Origin of the sequence: Paraflavitalea soli (genome assembly GCF_003555545.1) — a bacterium.
In the GTDB taxonomy this organism is placed as follows: domain Bacteria; phylum Bacteroidota; class Bacteroidia; order Chitinophagales; family Chitinophagaceae; genus Paraflavitalea; species Paraflavitalea soli.
On sequence record NZ_CP032157.1, the window covers coordinates 4,703,345 to 4,719,051 of the forward strand.

General features: G+C 46.7%; 10 protein-coding genes. 5 read left to right on the top strand and 5 right to left on the bottom strand.

Annotated features, from left to right (window positions below):
- Positions 1-193 precede the first annotated feature (193 nt).
- From D3H65_RS17515 to D3H65_RS17535, 5 genes are all read left to right on the top strand, one after another.
- Positions 194-1,228: a LacI family DNA-binding transcriptional regulator gene (locus D3H65_RS17515; RefSeq protein ID WP_119051545.1), complete on the top strand. Its 1,035-nt coding sequence runs from the start codon at positions 194-196 to the stop codon at positions 1,226-1,228.
- Positions 1,229-1,487: 259 nt separating this feature from the next.
- Positions 1,488-2,021, top strand: coding sequence for an ORF6N domain-containing protein (locus D3H65_RS17520; RefSeq protein WP_119051546.1), 534 nt, complete (start codon positions 1,488-1,490; stop codon positions 2,019-2,021).
- Positions 2,022-2,257: 236 nt separating this feature from the next.
- Positions 2,258-3,019 (top strand): SDR family oxidoreductase, encoded by a 762-nt coding sequence (locus D3H65_RS17525; RefSeq protein WP_119051547.1) that lies wholly within the window; start codon positions 2,258-2,260, stop codon positions 3,017-3,019.
- 99 nt (positions 3,020-3,118) lie between these two features.
- A complete protein-coding gene (locus tag D3H65_RS17530; RefSeq protein ID WP_119051548.1) occupies positions 3,119-3,721 on the top strand; it encodes a DUF5034 domain-containing protein in 603 nt (200 codons plus the stop codon).
- Positions 3,721-4,503: a hypothetical protein gene (locus tag D3H65_RS17535; protein ID WP_119051549.1), complete on the top strand. Its 783-nt coding sequence runs from the start codon at positions 3,721-3,723 to the stop codon at positions 4,501-4,503. The genes D3H65_RS17530 and D3H65_RS17535 overlap by 1 nt, the downstream gene beginning before the upstream one ends.
- Positions 4,504-4,595: 92 nt before the next feature.
- On the opposite strand, the gene D3H65_RS17540 is transcribed toward D3H65_RS17535, so the two are convergent.
- The 5 genes from D3H65_RS17540 to D3H65_RS17560 are packed head-to-tail and all read right to left on the bottom strand — an operon-like array spanning position 4,596 to position 15,513.
- Positions 4,596-6,521 carry a T9SS type A sorting domain-containing protein gene (locus D3H65_RS17540; RefSeq protein WP_162915696.1) on the bottom strand — a complete coding sequence of 642 codons (1,926 nt, stop codon included), beginning with the start codon at positions 6,519-6,521 and terminating at the stop codon, positions 4,596-4,598.
- A 23-nt stretch (positions 6,522-6,544) separates the two neighbouring features.
- The gene (locus D3H65_RS17545) at positions 6,545-7,753 is read right to left on the bottom strand and encodes a glycan-binding surface protein (protein ID WP_119051551.1); all 1,209 of its coding nucleotides are present in this window, start codon (positions 7,751-7,753) and stop codon (positions 6,545-6,547) included.
- Between the two features lie 29 nt (positions 7,754-7,782).
- Positions 7,783-9,402 carry a RagB/SusD family nutrient uptake outer membrane protein gene (locus D3H65_RS17550; RefSeq protein WP_119051552.1) on the bottom strand — a complete coding sequence of 540 codons (1,620 nt, stop codon included), beginning with the start codon at positions 9,400-9,402 and terminating at the stop codon, positions 7,783-7,785.
- A 20-nt stretch (positions 9,403-9,422) separates the two neighbouring features.
- Positions 9,423-12,593: a SusC/RagA family TonB-linked outer membrane protein gene (locus D3H65_RS17555; RefSeq protein WP_119051553.1), complete on the bottom strand. Its 3,171-nt coding sequence runs from the start codon at positions 12,591-12,593 to the stop codon at positions 9,423-9,425.
- Positions 12,594-12,645: 52 nt separating this feature from the next.
- Positions 12,646-15,513 (bottom strand): TIM-barrel domain-containing protein, encoded by a 2,868-nt coding sequence (locus D3H65_RS17560; protein WP_119051554.1) that lies wholly within the window; start codon positions 15,511-15,513, stop codon positions 12,646-12,648.
- Positions 15,514-15,707 lie beyond the last annotated feature (194 nt).

Sequence of the window (15,707 nt, forward strand, 5' to 3'; positions counted from 1 at the left end):
CAAATAGCACAACAATTGTATACAGATTTTCAGGAATGCCGAAGAGTTTAAAACCTTTTATTTACGCAATCGTTCCCGGCAACGATGGCGTAGTGTCAAAATGACAAGTGAATGTTTTACAAGGCTCTGCGAGAAAAACTGTATCTTGGTGACCATCGTAAAATGGCATCTCCAATAAATCAATGGCCGGCATATGAAATTTGAAGCAGTTACTATTAAAGATATTGCCAAAGCACTCGGAATATCTACTTCCACTGTTTCAAGGGCCCTGCGTGATAGTTATGAAATAAGCCCGGAAACCAAGCAGTTAGTGCTGGATTGTGCCGAAAAGCTGAATTATCGCCCCAATCCCATAGCCCTCAGTCTAAAGGAAAAACGTAGCCGTTCTATTGGCGTGGTAGTGTGTGAAATAGCCAATAGCTTCTTTTCGCAGATCATTAATGGCATAGAATCCATTTCGTATGACCGTGGTTATAACGTCATTATATCCCAAAGCCATGAATCATATGAAAGGGAAGTGATGGACCTCCGTTACCTGGCCTCCCGGTCGGTAGATGGACTGTTGATCTCCGTTTCTACGGAAACGAACGATATCAGTCACCTCAAAGCGCTGCATGAAAAAGGGCTGCCCATTGTCTTCTTTGATCGTATTACAGAAGAGATCAATACCCATAGCGTAATTGTAGATAATTTTAAAGGGGCTTATGAAGCCACGGAACATTTGGTTCAAAATGGCTATAAGCGTATTGCAGCCATTGCCAACTCAGAATTCCTGTCCATTACCACCGAAAGGCTGGCCGGCTACCGGGAGGCGTTGTTGAGTAATGGTCTCCCCCCCGATGATGCTTATATTAAACATTGTTTCTATGGAGGTATGATCTTCTCTGAAATAGAAGAGGCAGTGAACAGGCTGTTTACACTGAAACAAAAGCCCGATGCCATTGTAACAATGGCCGATAAACTGACAAGCGGCTGCCTCAAAACACTTAAAAGACGCGGCCTCACCGTACCCGACGATATTGCCCTGGTAGGGTTTTCCAATTCAGATATCGCAGAACTGATCAGCCCACCCCTCACGGTAGTACGGCAGCCAGCCTATGAGATAGGCCGCGATGCCACCGAACTATTGCTGCAACTGATAGAAAGCAAACGGCCCGTCAAACAATTCGAAAAAAGAACCCTCACGCCTGAATTGCAGGTAAGAGAATCATCATTCCCAAAGAAATAAGCTGAAAGCTTTGCCCTGCGCATTGTAAGCTGCAACCCACGCATTGACATTGATCTTATATACTGCGGTGGTATCACAAATTGTGATACCACCGCTCACTTTAGCAATGTATTCAATTAATTTTCAATCATTTACCTACACACATGCGAATATTAAATATATTTTCTTTATATTGTTGCCCTCTTCATATATCAGTGTGTCCCCAACCGACAGGCTTTGTTTAGCAGCAAAAAACAAACAATTCATTTAAACGGTAGTAATGGCAAAGTCAACGTCGAAAGTTGTTATTCCTGAAGAAGGAATTATTAAAAAGATCCTCGTATTACGCGGTGAAAGAGTAATACTTGATTTTCATATTGCAGAGATCTTTGGAGTGGAAACAAGGGCACTGAAACAGGCAGTCAAGCGCAATATGGACCGCTTCCCCAAAGACTTTATGTTCAGGCTTACCAAGAAAGAAATGGAAAGTGTGGTATCACAAAATGTGATACCACATATAAAGTACCTGGGAGGAGCTACTCCTTTTGCTTTCACAGAGACAGGTGTAGCCATGCTTTCAGGTGTCTTGAAAAGTGAAAATGCAGTAAAGATGAATATCATCATCATGAGAGCATTTATCATGTTGCGGAAAATAGCAGTTAATTATAAGGAGATCATGAACCTCCTGCAACAGATGCGTTTACAATATGACAAACAATTTGGTGAGGTACACAAGGTATTGGAATACCTGTTGCATCCACCACAACCTCCCCGCAGAAAAATTGGATTCCGTAGAAGTGATGAAAATGATTAATAACCTGCATCTGCACCAACGGTGGTATCACAAATTGTGATACCACTAATACCAGCAACCTCATAACAATTTAATATACAACCAGTTGGACTGCACAATTTTAGAAACAGTGGTATCACATTTTGTGATACCACTGTTTCTAAAAAACTGAACTACTCACCATTTTACCTGAAACTGTCACCATAATGAACCGGCGGGCTGTCCGGAAATTTGTGTTATCAATTAAAAAACAAGCGATGACACAAAACAACAAAATTGCCCTGGTTACCGGCGGCAGTCGTGGATTAGGTAAGAATGCAGCACTGATGCTCTCTAAAAAAGGGATCGATGTTATCATTACCTACCGGCAGAAAAAAGAAGAAGCGGAAGAAGTCGTAGCCGGGATCCAACAAAACGGACAGCAGGCAGCAGCCTTACAACTGGAAGTAGGCGACACCTCCTCCTTTGATGGCTTTATACAACAAGTAAGCACTACACTCAACAAGCACTTTGGTAAAACCCAATTCGACTTCCTGGTCAACAATGCGGGTATAGAGGGCTTCAACCCGATTACGGAAACAACGGAAGAATTGTTTGACAACCTCTACAACGTACACCTGAAAGGCACCTATTTTCTTACCCAAAAGGCCTTGCCGCTGCTGGCCAATGGAGGCCGTATCATCAATTTCTCCACCGGTCTTGCCCGTTTTGCCACGCCGGGCTATAGTGCCTATGCGTCTATGAAAGGCGCTATTGAAGTATTTACCCGTTACCTGGCCAAAGAGCTGGGATCAAGGGGCATCACGGCCAATACCATTGCTCCCGGTCCCATTGAGACCGACTTTACCAGGCACGCGCTGGGCAATCCACAGATACGCAATTTCCTGGTAGGACAAACGGCGCTGGCCCGTACAGGATTACCGGAAGATATAGGCGGCGTGATCGCTTTCCTGTGCTCACCGGAAGCCGGATGGGTTAATGCACAAAGAATTGAAGTATCCGGAGGCATTTTCCTGTAAGCTATCCGCAACTGGAATTCTATTATAATAAAAGCAACAAAAAGAAGTTATTGTTGGTCATGTAAGGAGCTGCCCCTAAAGTGGCTCCTTACATTATTAATGAAAAAAGTCATATTTCTATTATTGTTGCCCCTGCTGGCAGAAGCAGTGGTTTCCTGCTGTAATTGCCTGGAACCCGTTATCCAACACTATACCAATAAGACCATTTCCGTTAGCAACCTCGACAATAGCGCACAGGCTCCTATAATATCTTTATCAAATACCGTAATCAAAAAGGCATATGGTATCAGGGTACAATTGGTCCGTGAAAAACTGGCCTGTCTTGAAAAAAGGCAATCCCTCTTTATTTCATCAGCCTATGCTTTTGACTGCCGCTGCCCACCTGCCCAGGAATACAGGCCCAAAGACAGCATCGTATCCGTTAAGATCTACACGCAACAGGCATTTGACAATACCCATACGGCAGGCTCCGACCTATCTGTCTACTTCAAAGTATACAAGCCCCATTACTTCACTACCATTGATGACTATGTAACAAAAACACCGGTAGTATTATTTGATAGCAAGGAATTGCAACCGAACATTGATTTTCTGCTGATGACGCCGCCGGCCATGAATGTGGAACACAAGTTTAAAATTCAGCTCATCCTGTCTGACGGACGGATCCTGGAAGGCGAAACCCCTACCGTAAAACTGATCTGATGCAAAAAAAACATGTACTGTTGTTCATCGCCTGCCTGCCTGTGGTGGCCGTATTGGGCCAGGGGAAAAAACGCAATATGCTGGGCTTGGAATTCCAGGGAAAGCTCTCCATGAATTACGATATATCGTTGACACAATTATTGAACGGTGGACCAACAGATGACCTGCTGGGATACGAGGATCGCACATGCTACCTGCCAATCATTGGCCTATCGCTGTTCTTTGATAAACATTGGGGCTTAGACTTCAACTTTCAGGCAGTCATTTCCAATAAACCATCCCGCAAGGTCGACCAGTTTTCGAAACGGATGCAAGCTGAATACAGCAACCATTATTATGTGGACCCTTTTACCAGTGCTGGTTATACTGACCCGGGAGGCGCTATTCAACGGGGATTTTTAGGCCTGATCTACCGCCTCGAATCCAGACGCTTTTTTATGTACCCCAAATTTTCGTTGGGCATTACTTCTTTTGAGGCTAACTATGGAAGAGCTTACCTGAAAGAGAAGGAGTCCAACAAAGAGTTAATGGTCTTTTATGCAACAGGCAAACCTAATAGAGACCACTTTACAATAGCGGCCTCTTCCGCATTCGGCTACAAACTATGTAAGTGGCTTTACTTTAATGTAGACCTGCAAACCTCCTGGTACAAGACCAATATCTCATACATCAAGACGATCACAGACCTTGAGTCGGGACAAGTCACCAGCGAATCCATCCGTTACAAAAAGAATATCTTCAACCTGGGCCTTGGCGGCGGCTTTATCGTCAGCATAAAATAATAGCCACTAGTACTTGCTTCTTTACTCAGTGCTTTTAAGCAGCAGCAAGATATACTGCCAGCGCATTCCAATTGATAGTATAGCAGACAGGTTTATTGGACCATTATTTTTTTAGTGGTGATCCCTTTGTCCGTTATCACCTGCACACAGTAGGCGCCGGCTTTCAGGAACCGGTGTACAGGCAATGTCTGAACACCCCGCACCTTTGTTTCGAACAATTGTTGCCCTGTCTTATTGATGACACGGATGGCTACCTGATCTGCAGGAGAAAAACCGTTGAAACGTATGGTAAAGTTTCCATCACCCGAAGGATTGGGAAATACCTGTACCAGCTTGTCCTGTGGATCAATATCCACCACACCCGTTACACTGCCCTTATCTACTATTACAAAACTTGCTGACCGCGGTGGTATGCTCAATTTCACATCATTTTCAGCAAGTGCAGCATTAGCTTTCAGGTCCAGGTAATTGGCAGGTCCGCCAGCCACACCTGCCGGCCCATTCCCGTTGACCAGCACCTTACGCGAAAACTCTCCATTGTCTGTATCCCCGGTAAGCGTGTACCAGTAATAACGGTCACCGGAATAGAAGTTCTGAAAATTAAGTTTCACCAATTGCGTGCTTGTGCCTTTATTGACGATCACCACTCCCATTTGTCCTGAACTGAATGTAGAAGCATAACTAACTATATCATTGTTGCCGGTTACTGAAGAGGTTACCATCTGATCACCAAAGTATTTACGGAAATAATACATATGGTAAAAAGATGGCCGGGGTGCCCAGGTGGCAGCCCCGGGCTCATTGCCTGTGCTGAAAGTTCCATGGTCATTGCCGTTATCCCATCCGTTGGCCAGATCCCACCGGGAAGCCTGACCGTATTTATTTTTGATCAACTCACCCAGCGTTAAGGTAGCATGAAGGCCATTGACATGAGATACCATTTGTTTGGAACCTACCGCAAAGATGTTCCACTCCGTTAAAGCAATGGGTTTCAGCGGTACCCCACCCTGCTGTGTAGTGGTGCGCATATAGTTCATCATATTTTGCGTTTCCGTCGCTGCTGTATTGAGGATTACGCTGGCGCTAGAATTTTCATTGTAGGGAGTATAATAAGAATGCACTATGTAAAAATCTGCCGCATTGCCGGCTTTGCCGAAATACCCGCTGTTCCAGGTCCTGTCTACCGGGTTCCAGGAACTCACGGCATCATATTGGATCAGCTGGGCGCCAATATAGATAGTGGCGCCTTTCTCAGTAGCCGCCTTACGCATGGAATCGATAAATACTTTGATGTGCTGCCCGTACAGTTCGCCGCTGATGATCTCCGGCTGGCCATCCTTGTTTTTAGTCACATCAATTTTATAGCCTGCCTGCCAGGGGCCTGCATCTTCATTGCCTATCTCCCAAAACTTTGTGCGACCATTATCATACCGCACCCAGTCTGCAGCCAGGTGAGCGGCCTGCTTTACCGGATCGGCGCTGGTACCATACCGGGCATAACTGTAATTGACGGTGATAATGCCCTTGCTACCGGTTTGCTGCAGCATAGCATAGTAATTGTCGAGCGAGAGCGTCCAGCCGGCTGTATTCTTGCCATACCAATATCCCGCCAGGACTTTCTTGCCATCGGAATCATACAGCGAATCCGGTACATCCACAGGCGGTACACCAGGCAAGCCATTCCAGAAATACACACTGCTGATATTTCCCCCGGGCATACGGATAATGCCGGGAGCGAGGTTTTTAATGTGATCGATCAATACCGGCTCTGTCACCATTTGCGTCATATACGGATTGGCATTGTTGCCAAAAAGATACCCCGGCACTTTAGTGATCACATTATTGGCATCTACCGTTATTGTTACTGCCGGTGTGCCGGTGGGTTTAGCTACATTGTTGAAAGCAGGGGCCGTAATGTTAATAGGCTGCCAATCATTAAGAAAAAAGCCGGGATCCTGGGCATATCCCAGGACCCGGCACCAAACTGCTAACACGAAAACGAATATTCTTTTTCTCACGTCGTATAGTTAAAAGCAAAGCCTTATTTTACGATCTTATATACGCGAATATTATCAATAGCTATATCCAGTTTATCAATGGGCGTTGCAGTATCATTCACAAACATGAATTTTGCGATCTCATCAATGCCGCCAATTACATCACTTACTTTTGCTGCCTGATCGCCTGCTCCATCCGTACCGCTGGCAGATTTTTTCCTGAATTCACTCAAAGGCACGGTAACAGTTATCCAGCCAGTGGACTTGAATCCCGGCTGTGTTTTCCAGGGCTCATACCGGTACATGTACACCCAGGTATCATTAGGGGGCGGGCCGATAAGTAATACGCCGGTAGACCAGGGCTCTTTCACATAGATATCAAATTTCATAGCATAGTTAGCAGCGGGATTATTCAATTCAGAAGCCGGCAGCCAGTCTTTTGCGTTGGTAATTACCCCTCTTTTGCCATTCCACCAATCCCAGTTATTGCCTGAAATGGCATCCTGCTGCAGGTGGGCATATTTACCATGGTTGCCTGGAAACAAACCCGCATCATCCGTGATCGTACAACCCCAGGAAAAATTATTGATATTATCGAAGTTGGAGATCATGCCCGTAGCATAATCATTGAACAGAAAAAGGGAAGTGCCTGTCCCGAATTTTGTAACTACCTGCAGCGGGCCCGCCTGGGTAACACCAGCGGGTACCGTTACATCTATTGAAGTGCCCGCAGCCACTGTACCCAGGTTGGTAGTGACCGCTATACCTCCGGGAAAGATCACTTTCTCCACAAAAAAGAAGTTATTACCCCTGATGGTAATACGCTCTCCTGCCAGGGCATTTTCATTGGAAGCTGATAAAAGTACAGCAGGAGGTGGCACAACAGGGAAGTTAAATACCACCTCTCCATTCCTGGTAACAACCTTCACCGTGTTCAACTGGGCTGGGTCGAGGCTTGCAAAAGGCATATCGGCAGGGATGGTCACTACGATATTGTCATCGGCCAGCAAGGCGGAATTAAAGGGAGTGGGATACCCATTGAAATAGATACGCGTGGTAGAAGCAAATCCATTGCCCTGGATGACCACTGTTTGACCGGGACCTGCCAGGGTAAGTGTAGAATCGTTGGGAGCCGGGCTAATGGCCCTCAGCTTTGTAATGACCGGCTTGCCGTCACTGTCCTTTTTACAGGCCCACAAGCCTGTCAGCAGAACCAACAGCAGTACTAGTATAGGAAAATTATATTTGCGCATGTTGCGGATATTATGGTGTTAGGAATGTATTAATCGGGCAAGACACTGAAATCAAATGCAACAGGAGGTTTTGCCAGGTTAGGCGCTTTTACCAGTTCAGCTTCCGGCAAAGGCAAATACATTGTTTGATCAGTAACCGGGTATTTCTTGGTATCATATACCGCTGTCCAGGTACGCGGATTGGTAGTGCCCGTATTGTAGGTCAGTGTATACGCTCCTTTGTCCTGGTCATCGATAATGGCTTTGGCCTTGGTGGGATTGAAATAATACAAACGCATCAACTCATACCAATAGATCCCTTCGAACACCGTTTCAATTCTTTTCTCCAGGAAGATATCATCAAAGGTGATGGATGCTTTCGCAGGCATACCAGCCCTTGTGCGTACAGCATTGTAATACTTTAATGCTTCTGCATCGGCTGTACTGGCCGCATCGCCCAAAATAGATTCTGCATAAATGAGGTACACTTCTGCCAGGCGCAACATATAGGTATTGATGTAAGCGCACATCTCACTGCCCTTGCCCCCATTGTCCTTAACAGAACCAATAATGTATTTCTTGGTATTGGCTACATCAGTGGCCGTGAAATTATAACCGCCGAGGTCTTTGCGTATCTCCGGATAAAAATCACCCTGGAACATAAAGGTGGCTTTGCGCCGTACGGAATCGGCAGGATTGGCCAGGTAATATTTAATCAGGTTGGCCGAGGCACCATGGGCTGCACCCCATCCATCCCAGCTACCGGTAATATCTCCGTTGCGGGCCATATAGGCCTGGAAAGAATTATTAATGCCCCAGGGGTCTTTGATAGGCATCCACTGGATGGAGAACAAACTTTCTTTGTTGTTCTTTGAACTGTTGTGGTTCTCCCCACGAAACAGATCATAATAATTTGGCTCCAGTACAAAGGGGCTGTTGCGTATCACATCGCCTGCATAATATTTGGCGCTGTCCAGGTCCGTCTTGCGACGAGTGCCCGGACTTCCTACACCGGCGCGGGTGAGATACATACGGGCCAGCATGCCTTCGGCAGAGTACTTGGTGATCCGGCCCTCAGCAAAAGCGGTGATGGGCAAATTCTTAGCCGCATAGGTCATGTCCTTAATGATCAGCTCCCAGATGCTTTCAATGGTATTGCGAGGCACATTAGGATCGCCCATCTGTTTTACATTGTCGTAGATGATGGGCACAGCACCCCAGTTGCTCACCAGGAAGTAATAGCCCAGGCCGCGCATAAAACGGCATTCTGCAATAGCGCCACGCCTTACATCATCCGGAACCGTGGTGGCGTTGTTGCGGATATTGGCCATTGTCTGATTGCTCTGCGCAATGATCTTATAGAAAGACTTATAGGCGGGCAATAAAGTGTTTACATCCGTGGCCGATATAGCAAAACGATAGAATGCATCACGATCATTAGAGATCATATTGCCACCACGCGCATCGCCAAATGACAATGCAGCTTTGTCATTGTAATCAAACCATACGATATTATAAAGAGGCGCAGTACCGGCCCTTACTTCATCGGTGGTCTTATAAAAGATATCCGCTATCAGCTGGTCTTCCGGAGGCCTGTTGAGGAATTCTTTGTTACAGGACTGGGCCGCCACCAGCGTCAGCAACAGTAATATGGTTAAAAGCTTATTCATATACAGCAATTTTAGGATGGTTAGAAATCAGCCGTAAGGCTGAATGAATACATTTTAGTCGAAGGATAACGGCCATCATCTACACCTACCGTGAGCGATCCATAATTGGGTGTCATCCCAATTTCAGGATCATAGCCTTTATACTTCGTAAACGTATGCAGGTTTTGTACACCGGCAGATACCTTCAGGTTGCGCATGGCCACTTTGGAAGCCCATCTGGCCGGCAGGAAATATGACAAGGTCACATTCTTGATACGAACATAGGAGCCATCTTCTATATACCATTGCGAAGCCCGGTTATTGCCATTAGCGATATTGGTAGTAATACGGGAGATCTGGTAACCGGGATTGGTGACCGTGGTATTCTGATCGGCAGCATTAAGGCTGCTCGGCCGCGCAAAATTGGCTACAGATTTAAAGTAGTTACTATATACTGCTGTACCCTGGGGGTTCTCATTGCGGTAGCGGGTATAGTTGTATACGTCATTGCCCTGTACACCGATAATGAGTACACTGAGGTCAAAGTTCTTATAGGAGAAAGTGTTGGTGAACCCAAAGGTGAATTTGGGCCAGGGGTTACCGATCACCACGCGGTCATTCTGATCTATTTTACCATCAGGCTTTCCGTCGGGGCCGCTCACATCCCTGAACTTGAGGTCACCAGGCCAGGTGCCCTGTGCAGGATCAACCAGCATGGTACCACTGGCCAGCTGTATGGCATGGCCCTTGATCTCAGGAATATTCTGGAATATGCCATCTACGATATAACCGGTGAGCATGGCAGCAGGCTGCCCTACCTTGGAAGAACTAATGAGTGAGCTGGTACCATACGTACTGTTGATCGGCGTACTGTTATACAGTTCTGTGATCTTATTGCGGTCTACTGAAAAGTTCAGGCCTGTTCTCCAGGTGAAGGGTTTTTCAATATTGACCGTATTGATGGTAACACCAAATCCTTTGTTCTCCATGGACCCTACGTTGGAAGTAGGGAAGCGGATATAACCGGAAGAATACGACATATCGCCACCGGAATAGAAAGGATAATCATTGGTAGTGAGCAGGTCGGTGATCTTCTTAATATAGAAATCAGCAATGATCTCTACCCGGTTATTGAACAGGCGGGCATCAAAACCAATATTGGTGGTAGTAGCATTTTCCCATTTGAGATAGGGATTGGAAAAATTGGCCGACAGATAACCAGTACCGGCAGCAGTGGGTACACTGTACAAGCTGGCATAATATCCTGCACCCGATGAGTTGCCGCTGAGACCATACTCTACGCGTAGTTTGAGGTCGTTCAGCACTTCCACATTTTGCAGGAACTTTTCCTGTGATACCCTCCAGGCGGCAGAGAAAGATGGGAAATATCCCCAGCGATTCTCAGGTCCAAAGTTGGAAGATCCATCAGCACGCATCGTAGCCTGCAGGATATACTTGTCGTTGTATACATAATTGGCACGGCCAAACCACGACTCGCGGGCATTGGAACCTTTTGAACTGCTATTGGTGGCTGTCAGCGCATCACCACCCACCAGTTCCTGTACAGCATTGGTTACAAAATTGCGGCGCAGGCCGTTCAATCCTTCATACCCATTCTCTGTAGCTTCATGTCCGGCCATGGCGGTGATGGCATGTTTGCCTATTTTAAGGTCATACTGCAGCCTTGACTGCAGCCCCCACCAATAACTGTTGCCACTGGAGCGGCTTGCCTCCGTAGTAGTATTCTCAAATCCGTTGAACTTATAGGAAGGTTTGAAAATATAACCGTTGGTGTATTGGTAAAACGTATTGAACTCATTGTGGAATACCAGCCCCTTCATCAGGGTAATGTCGGCATATAAGCCGCCTACAAACGCCATCGACTTATTGCGGTTGTCGTTGATAGAAGCCAGGGCCACCGGATTGGTATACTGGTATTGCGTGTTCACAGGTCCGCCCCAGCTGCCATCAGGATTGGTAACAGGTACAGCAGGATTCTGACCAATGGCAATATTAAGCAGGTCACCATTGCTGGTATTGACCACTTCTTTGGTTTGGTTCACATTCAGGTTGGCGCCGATCTTCAACCAGCGGCGTGTTTGATTATCCAGGTTGAGCCGCACAGAATAACGTTCAAAGCCCGACCCTTTTACTACCCCTTCCTGTTTGAAATACTCCACGCCGGTATAGAACGTAGTGCGTTCATTACCGCCGCTTACACCCAGGCCGTATTTCTGTAATAAAGTCCTACGGAACAAAGCGTTTTGCCAGTCTGTTCCCTTGCCCAATATAGAGGGGTCTGCAAAAGTTGGTTCAAATTGCGCGCCGCCTGCTTTCGCAAATTCGTTACGATAAGTGGCATATTCCTGTAAGTCCATTACCGGTACTTTTGCAGGCTTATCCTGGATAGTGGCCAGGCTGCTGAAGGCGACCTTGGTTTCGCCCGACTTACCTCTTTTGGTGGTAATGAGGATCACCCCGTTGGCGCCAACCGCACCATAGATAGCAGTAGCCGACGGGCCCTGCAATACACTCATGGTCTCTATATCATCCGGGTTGATGCCCGAGAGGATATTAGAAGAAGTGCTGGCGCCGCTCGACGGGTTTTCGGGTTTTATCTGAACCCCGTCAATAACGTACAAAGGCTGGTTGGAATAGTTGATGGAGTTAACACCCCGGATCATGACAGAAGCCGCCGCACCAGGCTGACCACTGTTGGAAGTAACGTATACGTTGGCTGCCCGTCCCTGCAAGCCTTGTTCCAGTGTAGTATTCACCGTACGTTGAATATCGCTGGCTGATACTGTTACCTGCGAACTGCTAAGGTCGGTTTTCTTCATACGGCCATATCCTACCACTACTACATCCTGCAGGTCATTGTAATCCTCCTCCAGCCTGATGTCCATGTCGGATCGGCCGGATACTTTTACCTCCTTACTGGCATAACCAATGGAGCTTATCACCAGTATATCACCGGTCTTAGCTTCAAGGGTAAATGCACCAGCCTGATTGGTGGAGACTGAAGTACTGGTCCCTTTGATGGTAACCGACGCAGACAGTATCGGTTCATCAGTTAATTTAGTGGTCACTTTACCAGTAATTTTTCTTTTAGCAGTTCCGTCTTGTGCGTAACCTTGTGAGATGGCCAACAGGCACAATACCAGCGCCCATAGTATGACAGCCGGCTTGTTGACAGTTTTGGTTTTTTTCATATGTGATCGTTTACATTTTGCAAGAAACCTTGTGTATTTCTGAATAACTATTTTATTTCATTTTTACCATCAGTTTATTCCCCTTGTATTTAATAACCTGGTCAGCTTTCCCATCAGGGTCAAAAGGTTTGGGGTTGTTTTTACTGATAAATATTACCCGGAAAGTCCTTTGCTGAAGCATGCCATGAAAGCTGCCTGCCCGGTTGCCGATCGTCAGTGTTTTGGTGGCTTCCTCATAACTAAAAGGAATATTGGCAAATGCTCCTTGCTCATAATTGTAATTGGTGTCTTCATCTTCATACAGCGTAAACTGTGCGTCTTTACCGGTGTATACCAACAGCGTGATAGGATCAGCTGGTTTCTCGGCCGTGTATTGTATTTCAGGGCCGGCAGGTAATATGGAACCTTCCTTAATATATAAAGGCATGCTTTGCACCGGGGCCGTTGCTATTACCGTGGCGCCGCCGGCCAGGTAATTACCGGAATTGCTTTCGTACCAACCTGTACCCGCAGGCAGGTATACATTTCTGCTGGTGGCTTTGTATTCATACACCGGGTTAACCAGCAGGGACGGGCCAAACATATATTGATCGCCGATATCCCTTACCAGCGGATCATCCGGAAAGTCCATGGCCAGTCCACGCATCATGGTGTAATGCTCGTGCCAGGTCTTTCCTGCCAGTGAATAGATATAAGGCATCAGGCGGTAACGCAGCTTATCATAATAGAGCATGCTTTGATAAGCAGGATGAGTTTCCGGCGCCACATTGAATATCTCGCGATAAGGATATTGACCATGCACGCGGAACAAAGGACAGAATGCACCAAACTGGTACCAGCGGGTCATTAGTTCGCGCCATTCTTCCAGGTTTTCGCCCTGGGCATTTTCAAAACGTTTCTCCACCGCAAATCCGCCAATATCAACTGTCCAGTAAGGCAGGCCCGACATAGAGAAATTGAGGCCCCCGGATATTTGGTTTTTAAGATCGTGCCAGCGGGCAGAGATATCACCACTCCAGGAGGCTGCAGCATACCGCTGCTGTCCCGCAAAAGCAGAGCGGGTAAGAATGAATACCCGTTGATCGGGATTTACCCTGCGCTGCCCTTCATACACCGCTTTTGTATTCAGTAAAGGGAAAGCGTTGAAGTAACGGGTAGCGGCGCCCAGTGCTGTAGGATTCATCGTTTGCTTTCTTTCTTCCACCGACATATTGGAATGAATATCCGGTTCTGTAGCATCCAGCCACCATGCATCAATACCTTTATTATATAACTTATCATTCAGGAGATTCCAAAAAGCCGTACGTGCCTGTGGGTTGAATGCGTCATAAAAAGTAGAGGTATATCCCTTACCGATCCAGTCGCGCCGCTTTTCTGCAATATTCCGTTTGAACAGCCAGCCATTCTTATTAAACGTCTCGTATACCGGCAGGCCTTCATAGAACTTGGGCCATACGGAGATCATAAAACGCGTATGGTATTGATTGTGCAGGGTGTTGATCATACCGGCAGGATCGGCAAAACGGCTGCTGTCAAAATCCTGGTTGCCCCAGTCATTTTCTTTCCAGTACGACCAGTCGAGCACAATATTATCCAGCGGTATTTTCCGCTTCCGGAATTCGCTTACAGTATTAAGTATCTCGTCCTGTGTCTTATAGCGTTCCCGGCTCTGCCAAAGTCCCATGGCCCATTTGGGCAGGATGGAACTATTGCCGGTAAGTTCCCTGTAACCGGCAATTACCTCATCAAGGTTCTTGCCCCGGATAAAATAATAATCCAGCTGGCTACCCGACTCTGCATTAAAAGCAAACTGTTGTTGAAGATCACCCTGCAGCGGGCTTAACCATTTGCAGGATATATAGGAAACATCCCCATCGGGGATCCATTCAATCCGAAAGCTGTATTTCCTGCCTTTTTCCATGGGTACAGGTAAAACAGCGGTTCCCGGCATCCAGGGTTGACGCCAGCGATCGGCCAGCAGTTTGCCATCGATCCATATTTTCCCATAACCGCCGTAGCGGAACAGGAAATGATGCACACCGGTAAAGGAAGATTCAATAGCACCCTCCCAGTTCACTACAGTACCGCCCAGTTTCACTGCTGCCGGGAAATCTTTTTGGGATAACAGGAAGTCGTAGGCCAGGGCCGATTCGGGCCTTTGTACGATCACCTGTTTGGTATCCCGCTTATTGGCATAAGTGGCCGTGAGCCATCCCCGACTGCTATCAGCAGCATATAATTTGAGCGTAGACAAGGGTTCATAGTTGCGTGTATCCCCCACCTTGGTAATGGAGTAATTGTCCCAGAGGATACCATAGTTCCTGGTAGACAGCATAAAAGGGATCGCTATTTCAGTATTGTTCTGGGCCAGTTCTACCTGGTATCCTTTCTGATTCATGAGCCCATCCTGGTGCTGTCCCAGGCCATAATATGCTTCGTCAGGAGTACTCAAAAATGACTGACTCAGTTTCCAGGAAGGCTGTCCTTCTTCAATAACCGGAGTAAAATATTTGCCGCCTTCCTTGGGTTCTCCCAGGATCGGCTTCCCCGCAGGATCGGTAAAATTGATCTCGCCGGTGATCAGCGATACAATGGCCCGTAAGGCGGGTGTAAGGAAGACAACCTGTTCTTTTTCTTCCTTCACTTCCCATTTCACGGGCGTCCTCTTCTTAGGCAGCGTAATGAGACTGGATGTATTGGTAAAGGAGTCTACCGGGCTGGCTGTCACCCGGATGATGCGATCGGTAATAGCCTGTAGCCGCACGAGGCAGACCCCGTTGGTCATTTTACGTTTCGCGTGTACTATAATACCATCTTCAACTTTGGAGTAATCACCTGGACGAATATTGTGTGCCGGGAGGGTGGATACGGACAATAAGCACACCACAAGACAGGACAAAGATGTCAGCAGCTTCCGCATAACAATCGTTTCGTTTTGTTTCGCAATCAAATATTAAACAGGTAGCAATTCCTGTTTGTAGCAGCAGCATAAAAGTAGAAAGCTATGGATTAAGGCAGGGTATGCAGATGTTTATGAATGGGTATTCAAATGTTAACCTACAGAAGTAAGAGATTGATTGTCAATAATAATTAATCGACATCCTGTATACCTGA

What these genes read in the sequence shown, in the direction of transcription:
- D3H65_RS17515 (WP_119051545.1), top strand. Translation starts at nt 194, where the DNA reads ATGAAATTTGAAGCAGTTACTATTAAAGATATTGCCAAAGCACTCGGA.
- D3H65_RS17520 (WP_119051546.1), top strand. Translation starts at nt 1,488, where the DNA reads ATGGCAAAGTCAACGTCGAAAGTTGTTATTCCTGAAGAAGGAATTATT.
- D3H65_RS17525 (WP_119051547.1), top strand. Translation starts at nt 2,258, where the DNA reads ATGACACAAAACAACAAAATTGCCCTGGTTACCGGCGGCAGTCGTGGA.
- D3H65_RS17530 (WP_119051548.1), top strand. Translation starts at nt 3,119, where the DNA reads ATGAAAAAAGTCATATTTCTATTATTGTTGCCCCTGCTGGCAGAAGCA.
- D3H65_RS17535 (WP_119051549.1), top strand. Translation starts at nt 3,721, where the DNA reads ATGCAAAAAAAACATGTACTGTTGTTCATCGCCTGCCTGCCTGTGGTG.
- D3H65_RS17545 (WP_119051551.1), bottom strand. Translation starts at nt 7,753, where the DNA reads ATGCGCAAATATAATTTTCCTATACTAGTACTGCTGTTGGTTCTGCTG.
- D3H65_RS17550 (WP_119051552.1), bottom strand. Translation starts at nt 9,402, where the DNA reads ATGAATAAGCTTTTAACCATATTACTGTTGCTGACGCTGGTGGCGGCC.
- D3H65_RS17555 (WP_119051553.1), bottom strand. Translation starts at nt 12,593, where the DNA reads ATGAAAAAAACCAAAACTGTCAACAAGCCGGCTGTCATACTATGGGCG.
- D3H65_RS17560 (WP_119051554.1), bottom strand. Translation starts at nt 15,513, where the DNA reads ATGCGGAAGCTGCTGACATCTTTGTCCTGTCTTGTGGTGTGCTTATTG.